Consider the following 18,904-nt stretch of genomic DNA (forward strand, 5'->3'; position numbering starts at 1 on the left):
GATGAGTACCGTTACTTTTGGCTACCACATCAAAGATGGCAAGATTGAAGTTGACCCAGTTAATGGCCCCCGCGTTCAAAGTATTTTTAAAGACTATCTGAATGGTGATTCCCTGACAGATGTCGCCTTAAAAAATGGTTTTAAATTCCACGGTGCCATCAAACGAATCTTAATTAATCAAACCTACCTTGGGGATAAATACTATCCACCGTTGATAACACCGGAAATTTTTAACCGTCTCCAAACTGAACTTCATCAACGAGCCCTAAACTTAGGACGTACCAACTTACCAACACAGCAGGTAGAGTTTTATCCCCAAACTAAGTTCAAAATGAACCGATCACATCACCGGTACAATATTCCCGCTAAACAAGCCGAATACTTGTACCAGCTAATCGAAAGTGAGGAATCTTAAATGCCCAACAAAAAAATGAAAATCATTCCTGCCCGCCGCCATATCGGTAGCAAGCCGGTCCCCTTTGAGGAAGATATACCCAAATTAAGGGTAGCTGCCTATTGCCGGGTAAGTACCGAATACGAGGAACAAAACTCTAGTTACCAAACCCAAGTTAGCCATTACACCAACTACATCCTAAACCATGACGGTTGGGATCTGGTTAATGTTTATGCCGATGATGGGATTTCTGGGACCAACACCAAAAAGCGGGAGCAATTCAACCAAATGATTGAAGACTGCATGGCCGGCAAAATTGACCTTATCATTACCAAGTCAATTAGCCGTTTTGCCCGGAATACTCTCGATTGTCTTCACTACATTCGGCAACTAAAAGAGAAGAATATCGCCGTCTACTTTGAAAAAGAAAACATCAAAACCACTGACGCCAAGGGGGAAGTTCTTTTAACAATCATGGCTTCCCTAGCTCAGCAAGAAAGCCAATCTTTATCGCAAAACGTTAAACTCGGCTTACAATACCGCTATCAACAAGGAAAAGTCATGGTTAACCATAATTGGTTCCTTGGCTACACCAAAGATGAAGAAGGACACCTAATTGTTGACCCCGAACAAGCTAAAATAGTAAAACGCATCTACTACGAATACTTGGAGGGATATTCTTGTAAACAAATCGCTCGGCGATTAACCACTGATGGCATCCCCAACGGTGCTGGTAATACTAAATGGGGCGATTCCAATATCGCTTCAATTCTCAAAAATGAAAAGTATATCGGCGATGCTCTTTTACAGAAGTCATACACCATCGACTTTTTAACCAAAAAGCGAATTCGCAACCAAGGGATTATGCCTCAGTACTATATCAAAGACGACCATGAGGCAATCATTCCTAAAGATCTCTTTCGCCGGGTGCAAGAAGAAAGAAAGCGTCGCCGGGCTGGAATCAAGGTTCCCTGCGGTAAAACAAGGCACTACAATAACCGCACCTGCTTTTCCTTAAAAGTATTCTGCGGCCGCTGTGGAGATATTTATCACCGTGTTGCCTATAACTACTCCGACGAAAACGGGCAAGTCGTAAAATGGCTTTGTATGACTGGCCATGACCATGATCTTGTGACTTGCCATGGACGCGCCATCTCTGAACGACAATTAAAAGAAGTCTGCCTAAGAGCTTTTAATAAAATTATTGAACCTAACAAAACATTCCAGGCCAAGCTCCAAAATAATATCCGTCATGCGATTAACCAAGTAAATGAAGAACAAGCAACAAAATTAGACCGTGAACTGGACCGCCTACAAATTCTTTTAATCAATCAGACAACCCATTCCAAGGATTATGACAAAATTTCGGATGAGTTCAATAGGATTCAGCAACAACGCGATGAACTTCAATTAACCCTTGATCGTCAAAATGAGGTCGTTCAGAAAAATGTTAACCTACAAAATTTCATTGATATCAATAGTAAGCAACTCAATGAGTTTGATGAACACCTCGTTCGACAACTAATCAAAAAAATCACCATTCAGGAAACCTACTGTGAAGTAGAATTCCAAAATGGCGATTCAATAAAAATTAACCTGTAAATAAATTCTAACACAATGCCCTGGTAGTAGCTTAGCTATTATCAGGGTTTTATTCGTCGTCCGTAAAAAAGCTCTTCAGCTTGTAAGTTGTCACAGGCTCTACATAGTAATGGTACTTAGCCACTAAGTCACAAATCTTGTCCCCATTGATGAGCGTAATTATCCGGGTACCGGCTTTAGCGGTTTTCATGGCTTCACGGGTAAAGTCTGAGGTCGTGATGAAGATTCCGTATTCGGCATTGTACTTGTCCATTGCCCCACGGAATTTGTCGATTTCTGGCGCCGAAACTTTACCGTCCCAACGTTTGGCCTGTAAGGCGACCCGAGTTGTTCGAAAATCATCTGAAGTAATGTAGCCAAAGCCATCTAGGCCACCGTCGCCGACATAACGAACGCCAATATTGTCGTCAAGGTCAACGCCCATGTGAATTAGCAAGCCACGACTAAACATCTCAAACTTCTGTGGTGACATCTTAGCTAAGGCTGCTAACAATTCAGCTTTCCAGGGTTCTTCTTCAATCTCAGTCTCTTCTTCTACATCAGTTTCATCGGCTGATTCTTTGGATAGCACTGCCCGCACATCACGGATCGGATCAAAATCTTCTAGCTTAACCGTCCGCCCTTTTTCTGATAGCTCAAGATTGCGATTATCTTCAGTGAAAATAAAACCAGTCGTAATCAAATGTTTAACCGCAAAATTAAAACGATAATCAAAAGGGCGGTATGGGGCGCCTGTTTTCTTTGACTTTTTAACTTCATCGACCTTCTCCTCTGAAATTACTTCGGAGTGATCGCGAATCTCACGTTTTACTTCCTTGCGCGTTACCCGACCGCCAAGTGTCTGCATCGCTTTTAGCACTTCAATCATAATCAGATTTTCAAATTTTTCCATTCTGTTTATGGCCATTCCCAGTTACCCTCCTTCCTAAAAGTTGCACTCTAACTTTTTAACTGTCATAGTTTTGGATTTCGTCCACTCAATTTGTTAGAAATCACTCATTATCCTCGTTTGAACACTATCTGCCTATCCCGCACCGGTCAAAGGATAGCGCAATCCGAGGCCAGCGGGCCAACCAACCCTTCAGCAAATTTTAATCGTTTTGTGTCCGTTCTAGGACGGTTACTGACTCAACGTGCGTTGTCTGAGGAAACTGGTCGACGGGTTGGATTGGCTTGGTGACGTGGTAACCCTGCTCCACAAAGCGTTGAAGATCACGGACGAGGGTGGCGGGATTACAGGAGACATAAATAATCTTCTTTGGCGCCATTTGACCGGCGGCAGTAATCAGGCTTTCAGCTAAGCCTTTTCGTGGTGGATCAACGATGAGCACGTCTGGCTTTAATCCCGCCTTTTGCCACTTAGCCATTTGTTCTTCAGCCTTACCCACAACAAATTTGGCATTCGTAATCCCATTTAAAGCAGCATTTTGCTTAGCATCTTCAATTGCAGCCGGGACAATTTCAACCCCATAAACTTGCTTAGCGTGCTTAGCTACGGCCAAGGAAATCGTTCCGATCCCACAATAAGCATCAATTACGGTTTGACGACCATCCAAGCCGGCTTGATCAATCGCCGTTTGGTAAAGACGTTCGGTTTGTTGCGGGTTAACTTGGTAAAAGGACAACGGGGAGATCTTAAAGTCAATACCAAGGAGTCGATCTTCAATTGTTGCTTGCCCCCACAACAGACGGTTTTCATCCCCCAGCAACTTATTGGTTGGCTTCGAATTAATATTTTGCACCAAACTCTTAAGTTCTGGTACCTGTTTTTTGATTGTAGCTGTAAGTTCCTTGGCATACGGCAAGTGCTGCGTCTTGGTAATCAAAACAACCATGACTTCATGTGAGTAGTAACCCCGCCGCACCATTACTGTTCGGATAATTCCTTTGCCAGTCTTTTCGTCATACGGCGTAAGCTTAAACTTCCGGAGGGCATCCCGCACGACTAAAATCGTTTGGTCAATTACAGGATCTTGGATGTAGAAGTCTTCGATTGGCACTAACTGGTGACTACCCCGCCGGTAAAAACCTGTCTGAAGTTGTCCCTTGACCAACTTAACGGGTACTTGGGCCTTATTCCGGTATTGATACGGCTTGGCCATTCCCATGGTTGGACTAACTGCTAAATCCAAGTGCGCCTTTTGCAAAAGATCTTGGATCAACTTTTGCTTAAAGCGTAATTGCGCTGGATATGCCAGGTGCCCCAGGGGTGCAATCCCCGTTTGCAGGTAGCGTTGATCAGCTAAATCAACCCGGTCAGGACTCTTGCTTTGCCAAGCCAAGACCCGACCCCAAGCAAAGTTCTTGGTGACCTTTGTGACCACATATTCAATCGCTTCGCCAGGTAAGGCATTGGGGATAAAGATCGGGTAGTGATCAACTTTAACGACCCCATTCCCTTCATAGGTCAAATCAGTTACCGTCCCGGTCCTTTGTTCATTTTTGTGCACTGGTAGTTGCACCTTCATCGTTGTTCCTCCTTGATTTTTTATGTACAGAAAAGAGGTTGGGAGTTTATCCTCCACGACCTCTTTGGTTTATTTTTGATCTGGGTCTTTCATCCCACCAATTTCACGAACAAAATCATCTTCCATCTTTTGCATGGCGGCCGTTAAGGCATTATCCGGAATTTCGTCCATGTTAGCAACCACTTGTAAGTGTTGGTGCAAATTAACGAAGTGCATTGGGGCATCGCCACCGTATTCCCCATCGAGGTTGATCATTAAGCGATCATCTTTATCGAGGGGGGTCACAACAACGTCCTTAGCCTTGACGTAAATAACCCGTGGATCATCAACGTGCGTTCCCTTCAAGGCTTTAGCCATTAACTGCATCATCCCAAAGAGAGAACTATCCTTAACAATAATCAAAGAGAAGTTTCCATCATCCAAAGAAGCATCAGGAACGATCTGTTCAAAGCCCCCAACCGAGTTCGTCAACGCTAAGAAGATGGTGGACGCCTTCCCCCGAAATTCATGACCATCGTACTTGATGCTCATTTCGACTGGCTTAACTTGGGGAAGTAATTCAGCCCCCTTCGCAAAGTAGGCGGCGTAACCGAAAAGTGACTTCATTTGTGAAGGCACTTCATAGGTTAATTCTGTAAGGGTGCCTCCGGCCGCAATATTCATAAAGTAATTTTCGTTCGCCTTTCCAATGTCGATCTTAAACCGGTTATCGGGATTCAAAATCAACTTGGCGGCCGCGATTGGATCTTCCCGGGGAACCCGGAGAGCGCGGGCGTAATCGTTCGTCGTTCCCGCCGGAATTACGGCTAAAGTTGGCCGTTTTTCCAGGCCAGCGATCCCATTGATAACTTCGTTTAAGGTCCCATCCCCACCAGCAGCCACGATGAGATCAAAGCCCTCCTTGGCTGCCCGAGTGGCCTCGTTTTTAGCTGAGTCGGGTTCTGGCGTCGTTGCGTAGGCGCTGGTTTCATAACCGGCCTGTTCGTAAACGGCCAAAATATCGACTAAATCACTTCGTAAGGCTTCCCGACCAGAGGTGGGGTTATAGATAATTCGTGCTCGTTTACGCATTTACTAACCCCCTGTAAATTAACGTTCGTTCAAAGCCTTCATCAAGATTTGGTTAACAATCTTCGGGTTGGCCTTCCCACGGGTTTGCTTCATGATTTGACCAACCAAGAAACCAACAGCCCGGTCCTTCCCATTCTTAAAGTCGATGATTGATTGTTCGTTGTTATCAAGAACACCGTCAATAATTGGCTTCAATTCGGCTGGATCGGAAATTTGAACTAATCCATGGGCCTTGGCAAATTCAGCTGGTTCTTCCCCGTCAATAATTCCGGCAAAGACCTTCTTGGCCATCTTAGATGAAATCGTCCCATCATCGATCAACTTAACCATCCCGGCAAGGTGGGTAGGGGTCAACTTCGTATCTTGTAAGTCGATATGTTCATCATTCAAGTAAGAGTTCACATCGTTCATCAAGTAGTTGGCAACCCGCTTAGCATCGGCCCCATCGGCAACAGCTGCTTCAAAGAAGTCCGCCATTTCCTTGGTTTGAGTCAAGACCATGGCATCGTAGTCAGTTAAACCGAGGTCTTCAACATAATGTTCCCGCCGTTCGCCAGGCATTTGGGGCATTGCTTCCTTAATTTCGTTAATCCAATCATCCGAAACGTCCAGTGGTGGTAAGTCAGGTTCTGGGAAGTAACGGTAGTCATCGCTTCCTTCCTTAGTCCGCATTGAAACCGTCCCCTTAGTAGCTTCATCGTACCGCCGGGTTTCTTGGACAATTTGCCCTCCAGAAAGGATCACGGCTTGGTGCCGCTTTTCTTCAAATTCAAGGGCGTTACGCACGTAATTGAAGGAGTTGATATTCTTCATTTCCGTCTTCGTCCCAAACTTATCGGAACCAAATGGGCGTACAGAGATGTTGGTATCAACCCGCATGGAACCTTCTTCCATTTTCACATCGGAAATCCCAGTAAATTGGATCCGTTGCCGTAAAGCTTCCAAGTAAGCCACTGCTTCTTCAGGGGAAGCAATATCAGGCTTAGAAACAATTTCAATCAATGGGGTCCCTTGCCGGTTCAAGTCAACGTAGGAGTATTGACCCGTGTGGGTGTTCTTCCCGGCATCTTCTTCGATGTGCATTTCAGCAATCCCAATCTTCTTTTTCTTACCGTTAACTTCAATTTCAACCCAACCATCATGAGCAATTGGCGTTTCGGATTGGGTAATTTGGTAAGCCTTGGGGTTGTCTGGATAAAAGTAGTTTTTCCGGTCAAAGTGCATGTGCTTAGTGATTTGGGCATGCAAAGCCAAACCAGCCATGATCCCGTCCCGGACAACGCCCTTGTTTAGGCTAGGTAAACCCCCAGGGTATCCCCAGTCGATCACGTTGGTATTGGCGTTAGGGTCTGACCCATAAGCAACCGGTGATGGACTGTAGATCTTGGAGTTAGTTTTTAATTCAACGTGGACTTCAAGCCCAATTGTGGTTTCAAAATTCATCTTAGTTTTGACCCCCTAACCGTGGCGTTTGCTTGTGGAAGTCGGTTGTTTGTTCAAAGACATAACCGGCATCGTAAACGGTTTGTTCATCAAAGGCCTTCCCAATGATTTGGAGCCCAACTGGCATCCCATTTTCCTTGGAGAAGCCTGCCGGTACTGACATCCCTGGCAGCCCAGCCATATTGGTGGTAACCGTTAATAAGTCATTCATGTACATCTTGGTCGGATCAGTAACTTCCGCGCCAATCTTAAAGGCCGTGGAAACCGCCGTTGGTCCCATGATAACGTCATGTTCCTTCAAAATCTTGTTAAAGTCGTCGGTAATCAACCGCCGAACCTTAGCTGCCTTAGCGAAGTAAGCATCGTATGAACCAGCAGAAAGGGAGAAGGTCCCAAGCATGATCCGCCGCTTAACTTCAGGGCCAAAGCCTTCGGTCCGCGTCCGGACATAAACGTCTTCCAAGTTCTTAACATCATTTGCCCGGAAACCGTAACGAATCCCGTCGTACCGTTGGAGATTAGAAGATGCTTCAGATGAAGCCAAAATGTAGTATGCCGGAATCCCATACTTCGTGTGTGGTAAGGAAACTTCATCGATGATTGCTCCCAAAGATTCATAATGGGCAAGCGCCGCTTTAACGACTTCTTGGACATCAGCATCAATACCGTCACCAAAGTATTCCTTTGGCACCGCAATCCGGAGCCCCTCGACGTCTGCCTTAGCCAAGTTAGCGACGTAGTTAGGCACTTCCCGGTTAGCACTCGTCATATCACGCTTATCAGCCCCAGCGATCGCTTGCATTAAGTAAGCGTTATCCTTGACACTTTGGGAAAGCCAACCAACTTGGTCAAAGGAAGAAGCAAAGGCAATCACTCCCCAACGGGAAACTCGTCCATAAGTTGGCTTCATTCCAACTACCCCGTTAAAGGATGCTGGTTGCCGGATTGAACCACCCGTATCCGTTCCAAGTGCTCCAAGAACATCCCCTGCTGCAACTGCTGCTGCGGAGCCACCTGAAGAACCACCAGGAACCCGGGTTAAGTCCCATGGATTCCGCGTCGTTTGAAAGGCCGAGTTTTCCGTCGAAGACCCCATGGCAAATTCGTCCAGGTTAGTCTTCCCAACGTTAATCGCCCCAGCAGCTAATAACTTTTCCACGACCGTGGCATCATAGACGGGCTTAAAGTTAGCCAAAATCTTTGAAGCGGCCGTCGTCGTCAGCCCCTTGGTAACAATGTTGTCTTTAACCGCCAATGGAATCCCCGCTAATGGTTGGTTAGGGTCGATTCCTGCTTGATCAAGCTTAGCTGCTTGGTCCAAAGCGGCTTCTTCGTTAAGTGCTAAAAAGGCCTTAACGTCGTCGTCAGTCGCCTTAATTTGCTTAAAGGCCGCCTTCGTCAACTCAGTTGCACTAACCCGCTTGTTAACGAGATCATCGTGGAGTTGAGCAACGTCGGTATTATAAAACGCCATTCTCTAATCCTCGCTTTCGTCAATGATTGCTGGTACCTTGATCAAGCCCTTATCCGTTTCGGGGGCATTGGCTAAGAGGGCATCTCTTTGCCCGCTTGGTACGGCAACGTCTTCTCGCATTACGTTTGCTTCTTGGGTTGGGGAGTACATTGGTTCAACTCCCGTCGTATCCATCTTTTGAAGATCGTCAAACAAATGCATCGTATCTTCTAGTTGTGGCACAAATTGATCGAGCTCTTCATCTGTAAATGAAAGCTTGGCTAATTCCGCAACGTGCTTGGCCGCTTCTCGGCCTAACTTTTCAGCCATTCTCCTAACCTCTTTTCCAAATTCTATACAATGTTTTATTTTATCACATGCCGCCGGTACTTTTCAGAATTACCGTGAGTTACTCAGAAATTTTTGTTTTATTTTGCAAAACCATTTCGTTTGATATTAAAAAAGCTATTCTCGATGTGAAATCCACAAGAGAATAGCTAATTTTTGATGAATTACCCCTCGGGTACATCCTACATCCCGCATAATCCGGCATGGCTTTCCAAAATCGCACGCCAGATAAATGATCGGGCCTTAAATCTGACCTCGTTAATTTCCACGGTCCATTATAATTTTGGGAGATGCATTTTAATTAGTAACTACCAAACACATGGGAATTCCACTTAGAGGATCCAGAGTCACGGTAGACCACTGCTTGAATGCCCGAATCAGATTGAATCTTAATGTCGATCGGGACCCCATTTGGCAAGTATTTTTTGGCAGCCTGGACAATGTAGCCCGTAAAGCTATTAATTTCCGTTTGACTATAGAACTGGGTTGTCACGGTCACGTGCATTCCTTGCAAGGTTCCGTCCTTATATTGGGCTTGGGCAGTTACCCCACTAATATTCGGGAAGAAGTTTTGGATTTGGCTCTTAAAGTTAGAGAAAGCGCCACTTGTCCCAGTACTATTTGAATTAGCACTGGCTGCTGAGCTAGCTTTTGGTAAGACCGCATTCTTGTAATTTAAGGCCGTCCAAGAACCAATTTTATTCCCACTTGCCTTAGTATAAGCAAAGAAGGTTCCACCAACCAAACTATCTTGACCAGCTTGCTTGTACAATGCGATTACGATCGGAACCTTCTTAAGTTCTGGTTTTGCCCGGAGACGTTTAAGGACTTTAGCGGCCGCAGCCTTACCTTCGCTTTGCACTTCTGCATTGGAAATATTCTTAGTGTAGTACGGGCCATCCGTCTTCTTTTGGTATTGATATTCGGAGTTTATGCCAATCCCAATTACGACCCCTTTAAGCTTTAAAGAACCCCCACTTTGTTGCATGTAGTCTTGTTCTTCAATTTGTTGAACATACAGCGGATTAGGATCACTCTTCTTACCCTCGGCTGGATTAAGTCCCGTTGGATTTTTAGCCGTTTTCCGTCCCAACCAATTAGTTACGGTACCACTATCTAAATATTGACCTTCTTGGAAAATATAACTCTTCGTCGAGAAGAATTTCTTAGCGATAATGTTTATCAAGCCATTTTCAAAACTCTTTTGATTGTAAGTATTGTCGTTTTGTTGAACAGCGACTCCCCGAGCCTTACTTGTTCGATAATGGCCATCCTTAATTACCGCTTGGTAAGTCCCGGTAGCACTACCCGTGGTTGAATAATCATTGCTTTTTTTGTTTCCACAGGCAGCTAATGCTAGGCCCATAGATAAGACCGCCGCAAGGGTTACTAATTTTTTAAGTTTCACGGTCTAGTTTTCCTCCTTCATTGCTTGGTCAAACCGTTGTTCATCCCAAACCGGAACTTGCAAATCGTTGGCCTTCGTTAGTTTACTACCTGCCTTTTCACCAGCAATCAACAGATCGGTCTTCTTCGAAACACTCCCAGTAACTGTTGCTCCATGGGCTTCAAGCCAAGCGGTTGCTTCTCCTCGGGTAAAGGCGTTTAATTTTCCGGTCAAAACAACTCGCTTACCAACCCATTGGCCTTCCGTAACTACTTGCGTCCCTTTGTATTCAAAATTGACCCCCACCGTAGCCAACTGATCAATCAAGGCTTGCACATCGTCATTAGCGAAGTACGTGGCTACGCTGTTACCAATAATTGCGCCAACTCCCGGGATTGCCGCAATTTCAGCTTCACTTGCTGCCATTACAGCTGTTAAATTACCAAAATGCTCCGCAATTAATTGTGCTCCCTTGGCACCGACGTGGCGAATCCCAAGGCCGAATAGCAAACGTTCGACTGAATTATGCCGACTATTATCGATCGCTGTCAATAGGTTTTGGACTGATTTCTCACCAAATTTAGGTAAAGTTAATAATTCATCGTGATTAAGACGGTAAAGGTCGGCTACATTCTTCACCATTTGCTTTTCCCAGAGGGTAGCGATGATCTTTGGGCCTAGCCCATCAATATTCATGGCATTCCGGGAAGCGAAGTGAGCTAAACCTTCTTTAATTTGCGCTGGACACATCGGGTTAACACAACGCAGGGCAACTTCATCCTCTAAGTGGACTAATTTCGATCCACAAACTGGACAAGTTGTCGGAACTACATATGGTTCACTTTCGGTAGGCCGTTTTTCCATTATTACCCGGGAAATTTCCGGGATAATATCTCCCGCCTTATGCAATAAAACGGTATCCCCGATCCGAATCTCCTTTTCAGCAAGATAATCGGGATTGTGCAAAGAAGCCCGTGAAACCGTTGTCCCGGCTAATTGAACTGGATCCATAACTGCCGTTGGAGTAACATTTCCGGTTCGGCCAACCGTCCATTCAATCTCCCGCACAACAGTAGCTGCCTCTTCTGGTGGAAACTTATAAGCAATTTCCCACCGGGGAACCTTAACGGTATTTCCGAGTTCGACTTGGGTCGCCAAATCGTTCACCTTTTCAACAATCCCATCAATTCCGTATGGTAAATCATCCCGCTTAGCAGTGTACTCAGCAATATAGTCATTAATTGCTGATTCATCCTTAGCCACCAATGAGTTTTCGTTAACTTGAAAACCAAGTTCCCGCATTCGCTTTAAAGCTTCGGCCTGGGTAGTTACCCCTAAGGCTTGGAAGTCAGGGACATAATACATGAAGGTTGCAAGCTGGCGTTGCTTCGTAATTTTGGGATCAAGTTGACGCAGACTACCAGCAGCGGCATTCCGCGGATTTGCAAAGATTGGTAGGCCCTCTGCCTCCCGTTGTTGGTTCAAAGCTAAAAAAGCTTCTTTGGGCATGTAACACTCACCCCGAAATTCCAGCGAAAGAGGTTCAGGTAATTGCTTGGGAATATCCTTGATTGTCATGACGTTGGCCGTCACGTCTTCCCCAATTTGCCCGTTTCCCCGGGTTGAACCTTGGACTAATTTGCCGTTTTCATAAACTAACGAAAGGGATAAGCCATCAATTTTTAGCTCCAAATTATACTCAACGTGGTCTGCCAAACTAGCTTGCTGCCGGGTATTAAAGTCGGCTAGTTCCTCTAAGGAAAAGACATCCCCCATCGAGAGCATTGGAATTTCATGATTTACTTTGGCAAGTTGTCCTGCCACTTGCCCGCCGACTCGTTGCGTTGGGGAATCCGGCGTTACTAACTGGGGAAACCGATTTTCAATTTGAACTAATCGTTGATAAGCCCGATCGTAAACATAATCTTCAACACTTGGTTGGTCTTGTTCGTAATATTCTTTTCCCCACTGGGTTAATTGTTGCCGAAGAGGACCCAGTTCGGCTTTTGCCGCTGCTTCGGTTAATTCACTGACTGGTACTTGTTCTTCGTTCATGGTTAATCCTCAACCTTCTCAATTGGCGCAAAAGAAGCTAGTAGCCGCCGCACCCCTTCTTTGGGGAAAGCAATGTCTAATTCCATATCCGTTCCAGTTCCACTAACAGCGACCACAGTTCCAATTCCCCACTTCCGATGCTTAACTTTGTCACCAGCTTGCCAGCCTCCCTTTTCAGCTCCAGTCCCTTGATTAGCAATCTCCTTAGTGGAATGGGTTTGCCGGGCCTTAAAGGTTGGCGTCGTTGCCCGTTTAAAACTGTGGCCTTGCCGCGGCCGTTCAAACGGAACTTTTTGCCGTTGCGCTGGACTATCAGTATCAAGCAGGTCATCATCAATTTCATCAACGAATTCAGATACGGGGTTACGTTGGATCCGCCCATAAAGGACCCGGGAGTTGGCATTGGTTAGGTACAACTTTTGCTTTGCCCGAGTAATCCCAACGTAGGCTAACCGTCGTTCTTCTTCCTCTTCTTCTGGGTTTTCTTTTGCCCGGGCAAGTGGGAAGATACCTTCTTCCATCCCGATTAAGAAGACAACTGGGAATTCCAACCCCTTGGCAGCGTGCAACGTCATCAAGGTTACCGTATCAGCTTGATCTTCAAGATCATCTTGCGGTGAAACCAGGGCTAGATCCGTTAAGAATTGGGTTAGCTTTTCCTGGGTAGTTGTAATTTCATCCCCATGTTGCTTATCAAATTCTTGGGTTACCGACTTAAATTCTTCCAAGTTTTCCAACCGCGATTGAGCTTGTAAATCCTTATTAGCGGTCGCCTCTAGACTGGCTCGGTAGCCCGTCTTATCCAAGATCAAGTCGGTTAAATCAGTTAAGTTTAAGTCATCAGCTTGATCGCGAATGGCCGTCATTTCTGCTGCAAAACCGCTCAGCTTATTTTTCGCACTTGCGGTAAGGTCATTAGTAATCGTGACGTTTTCTGCCGCCTTCATTAAGGACATGCCCATGCTGGTTGCAAAGGTCCGCAATTTATCAAGGCTAGTCGTTCCAATCCCCCGTTTAGGCGTATTAACAACCCGTTCAAAACTCATTGAATCATCTGGATTAGCTACCAACGTTAAGTAAGCTAAGATATCGCGAATTTCTAACCGATCGTAGAACTTGTGGCCCCCCACCATCGTGTAAGGAATACTACTCTTCATGAAGGTTTCTTCGATTAGCCGCGATTGCGCGTTCGTCCGGTACAGAATAGCAAAGTCACCATAATTATAACCATGCTCTTTACGTTGCTTTTCAATTTGTTTAACAACGTAATAAGCCTCATCGTGCTCGCTTTGAGCCCGGTAGTATGAGATCTTCTCTCCCCGGCCGTTCGCCGTCCATAACCGCTTATCCTTCCGGTTAACGTTGTTGGCAATCACCTGGTTAGCTGCATCCAAAATCGTTTGCGTTGAGCGGTAATTTTGTTCCAACATAATTGATTTGGCCTTGGGATAATCCTTTTCAAAATTCAGGATGTTATTCATGTTAGCTCCCCGCCAACCATAAATACTCTGATCAGCATCCCCAACTACGCAAAGATTTTCATACTTAGCTGCTAACATGTGAACCAGATCATATTGTGCGTCGTTGGTATCCTGATATTCATCAACGTGAATGTACTCGAACTTATCTTGATAAAATTCCAGGGTCTCCGGATCCGCCTTAAAAAGTTCGATCGTCTTCATGATCAAATCGTCAAAATCAAGGGTTTGGTTAGCTTCAAGTTCCTTTTGATAACGTACGTAAGCTTCCCCAACTAACTTCCGGTAAGGATCCTTGTATTTAGCTTGGTATTGTTCGGGCGTCAACATCGCATTTTTGGCATTTGAAATGGCACTTAGGAAGTTGCGACCATCAAACTTCTTGGGATCCAAATTCATGTCTTTAAAAATCCGCTTCATTAAGGTTCGTTGTTCCCCTGAATCGGCAATTGTGAAGGCCGTATTGAAGCCAAGCTTATCAATATGGCGCCGCAAAATTCGAACACAGAGTGCGTGGAAGGTTGAAACCCAAATATCATTGGCACTAGGTCCTAACAGGGTTGTTAACCGCTCTTGCATTTCCTTAGCGGCCTTATTAGTAAAGGTAATCGCTAAGATTTTCCATGGCAAAACATTTTGTTCTCCAATCAAGTAGGCAATCCGGTGCGTTAAGACCCGCGTCTTTCCAGACCCAGCACCTGCCATTACTAACAAGGGGCCTTCCGTTGTTAAAACCGCTTGTTTTTGTTGTTCATTCATCCCTGCTAAGGCTGATTGCATTTCCACGCCGTCTCTCATCCTTTCAAAATTAAATCGGCTTCTATTATAACAATTTCACCTGTTCAATTAAACAGCACAACGCCACCAACCCCAGATAAAAGTAAGCCTTATCGGGATCAATGACGTTAAAATTTATTCCGTAATTTAACTATTCAGCTTCTGGTTCAGCATCTGCTTTAGTAGCCCAAACCGAAGTTGCTTCCACCTGTTGACTTAACGATCGTAATGACTGGTTGGCTGTTCCGGTAATCCAAGTTAACCCAACAACTTGATCAGGCTTTGGATTTTGCGGAACAAAGAAGTTAAAGGACCAGTTATCCTTCAAAATCCGTTGTCGTAAAACGGCTTTTAGTTGGGCCGGACGCGTCAACATCATGATTGTTAGTTGGTTAGAGAAAACCTGGTGGGCTGGCATACCACAAATAATCCGTACTTGTTGGGCGGCTGGGGTAATGTTAGCTGCGGTCGTGAAGACATTTCCAGCAGTAATGATCCCAGGTTCAATCCCCTTAACGTACAAACTACCCGAATCAGTGACATAGAATTCTAAGGTTAAAATTCCTTGGTAGCCTAATTGATTTACGGTTGCCTTGCTAATCCGTTCCATTTCTTTCTCTAAATCATCCGCAACCTTAATTGGAGCTTGAACGCCGACTAATTCTCGGTCATCCGTATATTGCATCTTCGCAACCGGGTAGATCACCGTCTGATTGCCAGTTACCGCTACCGTCATGGCATATTCAGCCGAGTGATCAATCCAAGATTCTAATAAGTAGGTCCCGGCAACCATAAAGTTAGCTGCTCGGGCGATATCAGATTCTTTCCAGATAATCATTGATTCTTCGCCAATTCCGCGTTGAATTGGCTTTAAGACGGCCGGGTAACCAATCGAATCAATTGATTGATAAACATCTTCTAGGCTGATCACCGTTACGTATGGGGCAATATTGACATTGATTTGATCTAAAAAGGCCCGTTCCATTAACCGGTCCTGCATAATTTCCAAGGGGTCAATCCCTTGAGGAATTAAGGTGTACTTACTCAAGTACTTAAAGATAATTGCGTCGATATTAGCCGTTTCATAAATTACCGCATCACAGGCCTCTCCAAAGGTCATTAACTTCTCCTTATCGCGATAGTTACCAACCATGGTGTAGTCCGCTTGATTAGTCAACTCCGGATGGGGCTGATCAACATAGGCATACACTTTCAGTCCCAATTCATGAGCAGTATTTAACATTGCGAGCCCATTATGATCAAAGCCAATAATCCCTAACGTTTGACCTGGCGCTAAAACTGTTCCCGCCATTATTGTTCCTCCTCATCTTCAAATTCAACTTTACCGTTTGACAAGGACTTAATCTTAGCTAAAGCAACTACCGGAATTCCCTTAGCTTCTAATTCTTGGTGACCAGGTTGGAAGGCCTTTTCAATTACGATTCCAGCCCCCACTACTTGAACCCCAGCTTGATGGGCAATTTCGAGTAAGCCATTCACAGCTTGCCCATTAGCGAGAAAATCATCAATTATCAACACCTTTTCGTCGGGAGCAACATATTGTTTTGCAATTGAGATCTTATTAGCAACCTTCTTTGTGTATGAATATACTTCAGCCGTATATAAATCATCTTTTAAGGTTACACTCTTATGCTTCCGGGCAAAGATAACTGGAACCCCGAGGGCTAAGCCCGTCATCAAAGCAGGAGCAATTCCAGATGATTCAACTGTCCAGATTTTGGTTACCCCAGCATTTTTAAATCGGCTAGCAAATTCTTCACCAACCCGTTGCATTAACGCCGGATCAACTTGATGGTTCAAAAAGGCATCAACTTTTAAAACATTACCGGGGAGAACTTTCCCCACTGCCCGAATCCGTTCTACAAGCTCTTCCATCAATAGCTCCTCCTTTTTAGTACCTTCTAACGATCATACTGGTCTAAATTGTACGTTTTAATCACATTGATCAACTTTTGTGCATAGTCCGGATCAGTAGCATAGCCGGCCTTTTGTAGGGCCCGTGCAGCTGTTTGGTAATCAGTTGCATTGATTACCTCTTGATAATTTTGTTGGTTATAAGCGGTTCCCTTTACCATTAGCTGCGTGTGATCCTTAATCGAATCCGCCCAAGAATCATAAACCCGGAAGCGACCCTTAATTACCACCCACTTACCATTAGTATATTCCTTGGTACTTAAAACCTTAGAATTTTCACCTTCACCTTTAATTCCGAAAAGGTTGTGATAATCAGCCGCCAGTTTACTACTGCCCCAATCCGATTCCAAAATCGCTTGCGCCATGGTAATAGAAGCGTAAACATGATATTGCTTTTGCATTGCCTGAGATTCCGGCGCAATCGCTTGGATAAATAATCGCTTGGAATTCTGTTCCTTTTTAATAATCTGTTCTTGTTGATAGCGGACATAAAAATGATGACCGACGTAAACCGCCATAAAAATGACAAGGATTGCGAGGATCGCAAGCCCCCAGTTTCGTCCCTTTTTATGGCTTTTGCGTTTCCGTGCCAAAAATACTTCCTCCCTATTGTGCTATTAATATAATCTTACCGCATTCCTCAGATTTTTTTCACGCATTTCATGATTTATTTCTTTAATTTTAGTTAAACTAATTTATTTCTTGAAACAAAAAAAGCACCAGCCGAAGCTGGTGCTTTTGGTGTAAACGATAATATAAATATTAACGCTTGCTGAATTGGGAAGCCTTCCGGGCCTTCTTGAGACCAGGCTTACGCCGTTCCTTCATCCGTGGGTCCCGCGTTAAGAGACCAGCCTTCTTCAAAGCATCACGGAAATCTGGATCAACTACAAGCAATGCACGAGCAATCCCGTGACGAGTAGCTCCGGCTTGGCCAGCAAACCCACCACCACGAACGTTAACTAAAACGTCATATTGACCTTCAGTTTTCGTTACATCAAATGGTTGGTTAACGATGGCACGTAAGTTGGCAAACGGAATGTAGTTTTCGATTGCCTTACCGTTCATAGTGATCTTACCAGAACCTGGCACGAGGCGAACCCGTGCAGTAGAGTTCTTCCGACGGCCAGTACCGTTGTATTGTACTTCTTGAGCCAATTCCGTTCCCTCCTTAAATTAAGTTAGTGATGTCAAGTACTTCAGGCTTTTGAGCAACATGCTTGTGGTCAGTACCAGCATATACATGTAACTTCATGCCCATCTTCCGACCCAATGGGGTGTGTGGAAGCATCCCCTTGATAGTCTTTTCAACCATCTTTTCAGGGTCATTAGCAAGGAAATCTCCTGCCGTCCGTTGCTTCAAACCACCTGGGTGGTTGGAGTGGTGGTAGTAGATCTTAGTCTTTGCCTTCTTACCAGTTAACTTAACTTCGGCAGCGTTGATAACAATAACGTTGTCACCAGTATCAACGTGTGGGGTGAAAGTTGGCTTGTTCTTACCGCGCAAAATTGATGCAACAGTAGAAGCCAAACGACCCAAAGGAATATCTTTGGCGTCAACGATGTACCATTTACGGTCAACTTCACCTGGTTTTGCCATGTATGTCGTTCTCACGATTAAGTCCTCCAATTTTTGTCTTTCTTTTACAATTAATTGTGTACCGAGTAATTAATGGAAAAGAAATACCAACTAACAGTTTACTTTATATCCCACAGATCGTCAATCTTTTTCTTGACTTTCGCCGTAATCGACGTTCACTAAATATAGTCCTTCGGCCGGTGCCGTCATTCGGGCTTCTTGGCGGTCCTTAGCCGCAATCACCCGCTTGACATCAGCTATTGGTCGTTGGCCATTCCCAATCTCTAAAAGAAGAGCCACCATAATCCGGACCTGATTGTACAAAAAACCATTACCGACAAAGTCAAAACAGATTTCACCGCTTGATTCTTCCCGCCAAACTTTTGCCTCGTAAATCGTGCGGACATTACTTTTAGCTTGTGATCCGGAAGCAACAAAACTGGTAAAATCATGTTCACCTAGGAGATCTTGAGCCGCCATATTCATTTTTTCCACATCAACCGGATATTTATAGTGCGCTGTATAGTTACGTCGGAAAGGATCCACAAATTCTCCCTGACGGACCCGGTAACGATACCGTTTCCGATGAGCATTAAAACGGGCATGAAATGAGTGATCCACTAATTCAACTTTTTTAACCATGATATCCAACGGTAACTGACTATTTAAAGCCCGCATCATTGATTTTTCTGGAATTAGTGTTGGTAAGTCGAAGTGGGCCACTTGATTTAAGGCATGGACTCCCGCATCTGTCCGGCCTGAACCAATCACACTCAACGGTGGCGTTGGGTTTTTAGCCATCCGGTTAACGATTGTTTTTAAAGTTTGTTCAACCGTTCGTTGATGTGGCTGGATCTGAAAGCCTGCAAAATTAGTTCCATCATAAGCAAAAGTAATTTTATAACGATACATTT

The 18,904-nt window shown here is 44.7% G+C and carries 17 protein-coding genes; 2 read left to right on the forward strand and 15 right to left on the reverse strand.

Going from position 1 to position 18,904, the window contains the following annotated elements; translation table 11 throughout:
• Position 1: 1 nt before the first annotated feature.
• Together GTO83_RS07990 and GTO83_RS07995 are read left to right on the forward strand one after the other, a co-directional pair.
• Positions 2 to 415 (forward strand): hypothetical protein, encoded by a 414-nt coding sequence (locus GTO83_RS07990; RefSeq protein WP_081530745.1) that lies wholly within the window; start codon positions 2 to 4, stop codon positions 413 to 415.
• Complete coding sequence (locus tag GTO83_RS07995; protein WP_180870253.1) at positions 416 to 1,996, forward strand: recombinase family protein; 1,581 nt, start codon at positions 416 to 418, stop codon at positions 1,994 to 1,996. It begins immediately after the preceding gene.
• 49 nt (positions 1,997 to 2,045) lie between these two features.
• On the opposite strand, the gene GTO83_RS08000 is transcribed toward GTO83_RS07995, so the two are convergent.
• From GTO83_RS08000 to truA, 15 genes are all read right to left on the reverse strand, one after another.
• Positions 2,046 to 2,903, reverse strand: a complete 858-nt coding sequence (locus GTO83_RS08000) for an Mrr restriction system protein (protein WP_180870254.1) — start codon at positions 2,901 to 2,903, stop codon at positions 2,046 to 2,048.
• Between the two features lie 184 nt (positions 2,904 to 3,087).
• Positions 3,088 to 4,464: a 23S rRNA (uracil(1939)-C(5))-methyltransferase RlmD gene (rlmD, locus tag GTO83_RS08005; protein WP_180870256.1), complete on the reverse strand. Its 1,377-nt coding sequence runs from the start codon at positions 4,462 to 4,464 to the stop codon at positions 3,088 to 3,090.
• 69 nt (positions 4,465 to 4,533) lie between these two features.
• On the reverse strand, positions 4,534 to 5,535 hold the full coding sequence (locus GTO83_RS08010) for a diacylglycerol kinase (RefSeq protein ID WP_180870258.1): 1,002 nt from the start codon (positions 5,533 to 5,535) through the stop codon (positions 4,534 to 4,536).
• 18 nt (positions 5,536 to 5,553) lie between these two features.
• Entirely contained in the window at positions 5,554 to 6,978 is a 1,425-nt protein-coding gene (gene gatB, locus GTO83_RS08015) for an Asp-tRNA(Asn)/Glu-tRNA(Gln) amidotransferase subunit GatB (protein WP_180870260.1), read from the reverse strand.
• A 1-nt stretch (position 6,979) separates the two neighbouring features.
• Entirely contained in the window at positions 6,980 to 8,452 is a 1,473-nt protein-coding gene (gene gatA / locus GTO83_RS08020; protein ID WP_180870262.1) for an Asp-tRNA(Asn)/Glu-tRNA(Gln) amidotransferase subunit GatA, read from the reverse strand.
• Between the two features lie 3 nt (positions 8,453 to 8,455).
• Positions 8,456 to 8,761 (reverse strand): Asp-tRNA(Asn)/Glu-tRNA(Gln) amidotransferase subunit GatC, encoded by a 306-nt coding sequence (gene gatC / locus GTO83_RS08025; protein WP_180870264.1) that lies wholly within the window; start codon positions 8,759 to 8,761, stop codon positions 8,456 to 8,458.
• 319 nt (positions 8,762 to 9,080) lie between these two features.
• Positions 9,081 to 10,145, reverse strand: coding sequence for a CamS family sex pheromone protein (locus GTO83_RS08030; RefSeq protein ID WP_180872167.1), 1,065 nt, complete (start codon positions 10,143 to 10,145; stop codon positions 9,081 to 9,083).
• 45 nt (positions 10,146 to 10,190) lie between these two features.
• Positions 10,191 to 12,221, reverse strand: coding sequence for an NAD-dependent DNA ligase LigA (gene ligA, locus GTO83_RS08035; RefSeq protein WP_180870265.1), 2,031 nt, complete (start codon positions 12,219 to 12,221; stop codon positions 10,191 to 10,193).
• Between the two features lie 2 nt (positions 12,222 to 12,223).
• The gene (pcrA, locus tag GTO83_RS08040; RefSeq protein WP_180870267.1) at positions 12,224 to 14,497 is read right to left on the reverse strand and encodes a DNA helicase PcrA; all 2,274 of its coding nucleotides are present in this window, start codon (positions 14,495 to 14,497) and stop codon (positions 12,224 to 12,226) included.
• 130 nt (positions 14,498 to 14,627) lie between these two features.
• Positions 14,628 to 15,788: an ATP-grasp domain-containing protein gene (locus GTO83_RS08045; RefSeq protein ID WP_180870269.1), complete on the reverse strand. Its 1,161-nt coding sequence runs from the start codon at positions 15,786 to 15,788 to the stop codon at positions 14,628 to 14,630.
• Positions 15,788 to 16,372: a xanthine phosphoribosyltransferase gene (locus GTO83_RS08050; RefSeq protein ID WP_180870270.1), complete on the reverse strand. Its 585-nt coding sequence runs from the start codon at positions 16,370 to 16,372 to the stop codon at positions 15,788 to 15,790. The genes GTO83_RS08045 and GTO83_RS08050 overlap by 1 nt, the downstream gene beginning before the upstream one ends.
• 26 nt (positions 16,373 to 16,398) lie before the next feature.
• Positions 16,399 to 17,004 (reverse strand): glycoside hydrolase family 73 protein, encoded by a 606-nt coding sequence (locus GTO83_RS08055; protein ID WP_255463114.1) that lies wholly within the window; start codon positions 17,002 to 17,004, stop codon positions 16,399 to 16,401.
• A 169-nt stretch (positions 17,005 to 17,173) separates the two neighbouring features.
• On the reverse strand, positions 17,174 to 17,569 hold the full coding sequence (rpsI, locus tag GTO83_RS08060) for a 30S ribosomal protein S9 (protein WP_180870272.1): 396 nt from the start codon (positions 17,567 to 17,569) through the stop codon (positions 17,174 to 17,176).
• Positions 17,570 to 17,582: 13 nt separating this feature from the next.
• Complete coding sequence (gene rplM / locus GTO83_RS08065) at positions 17,583 to 18,026, reverse strand: 50S ribosomal protein L13 (RefSeq protein ID WP_180870273.1); 444 nt, start codon at positions 18,024 to 18,026, stop codon at positions 17,583 to 17,585.
• Between the two features lie 105 nt (positions 18,027 to 18,131).
• The gene (truA, locus tag GTO83_RS08070; RefSeq protein WP_180870275.1) at positions 18,132 to 18,902 is read right to left on the reverse strand and encodes a tRNA pseudouridine(38-40) synthase TruA; all 771 of its coding nucleotides are present in this window, start codon (positions 18,900 to 18,902) and stop codon (positions 18,132 to 18,134) included.
• Positions 18,903 to 18,904: the final 2 nt, after the last annotated feature.

Origin of the sequence: Lactobacillus sp. 3B(2020) (genome assembly GCF_013487845.1) — a bacterium.
GTDB classification, from domain to species: Bacteria; Bacillota; Bacilli; order Lactobacillales; family Lactobacillaceae; genus Limosilactobacillus; species Limosilactobacillus alvi.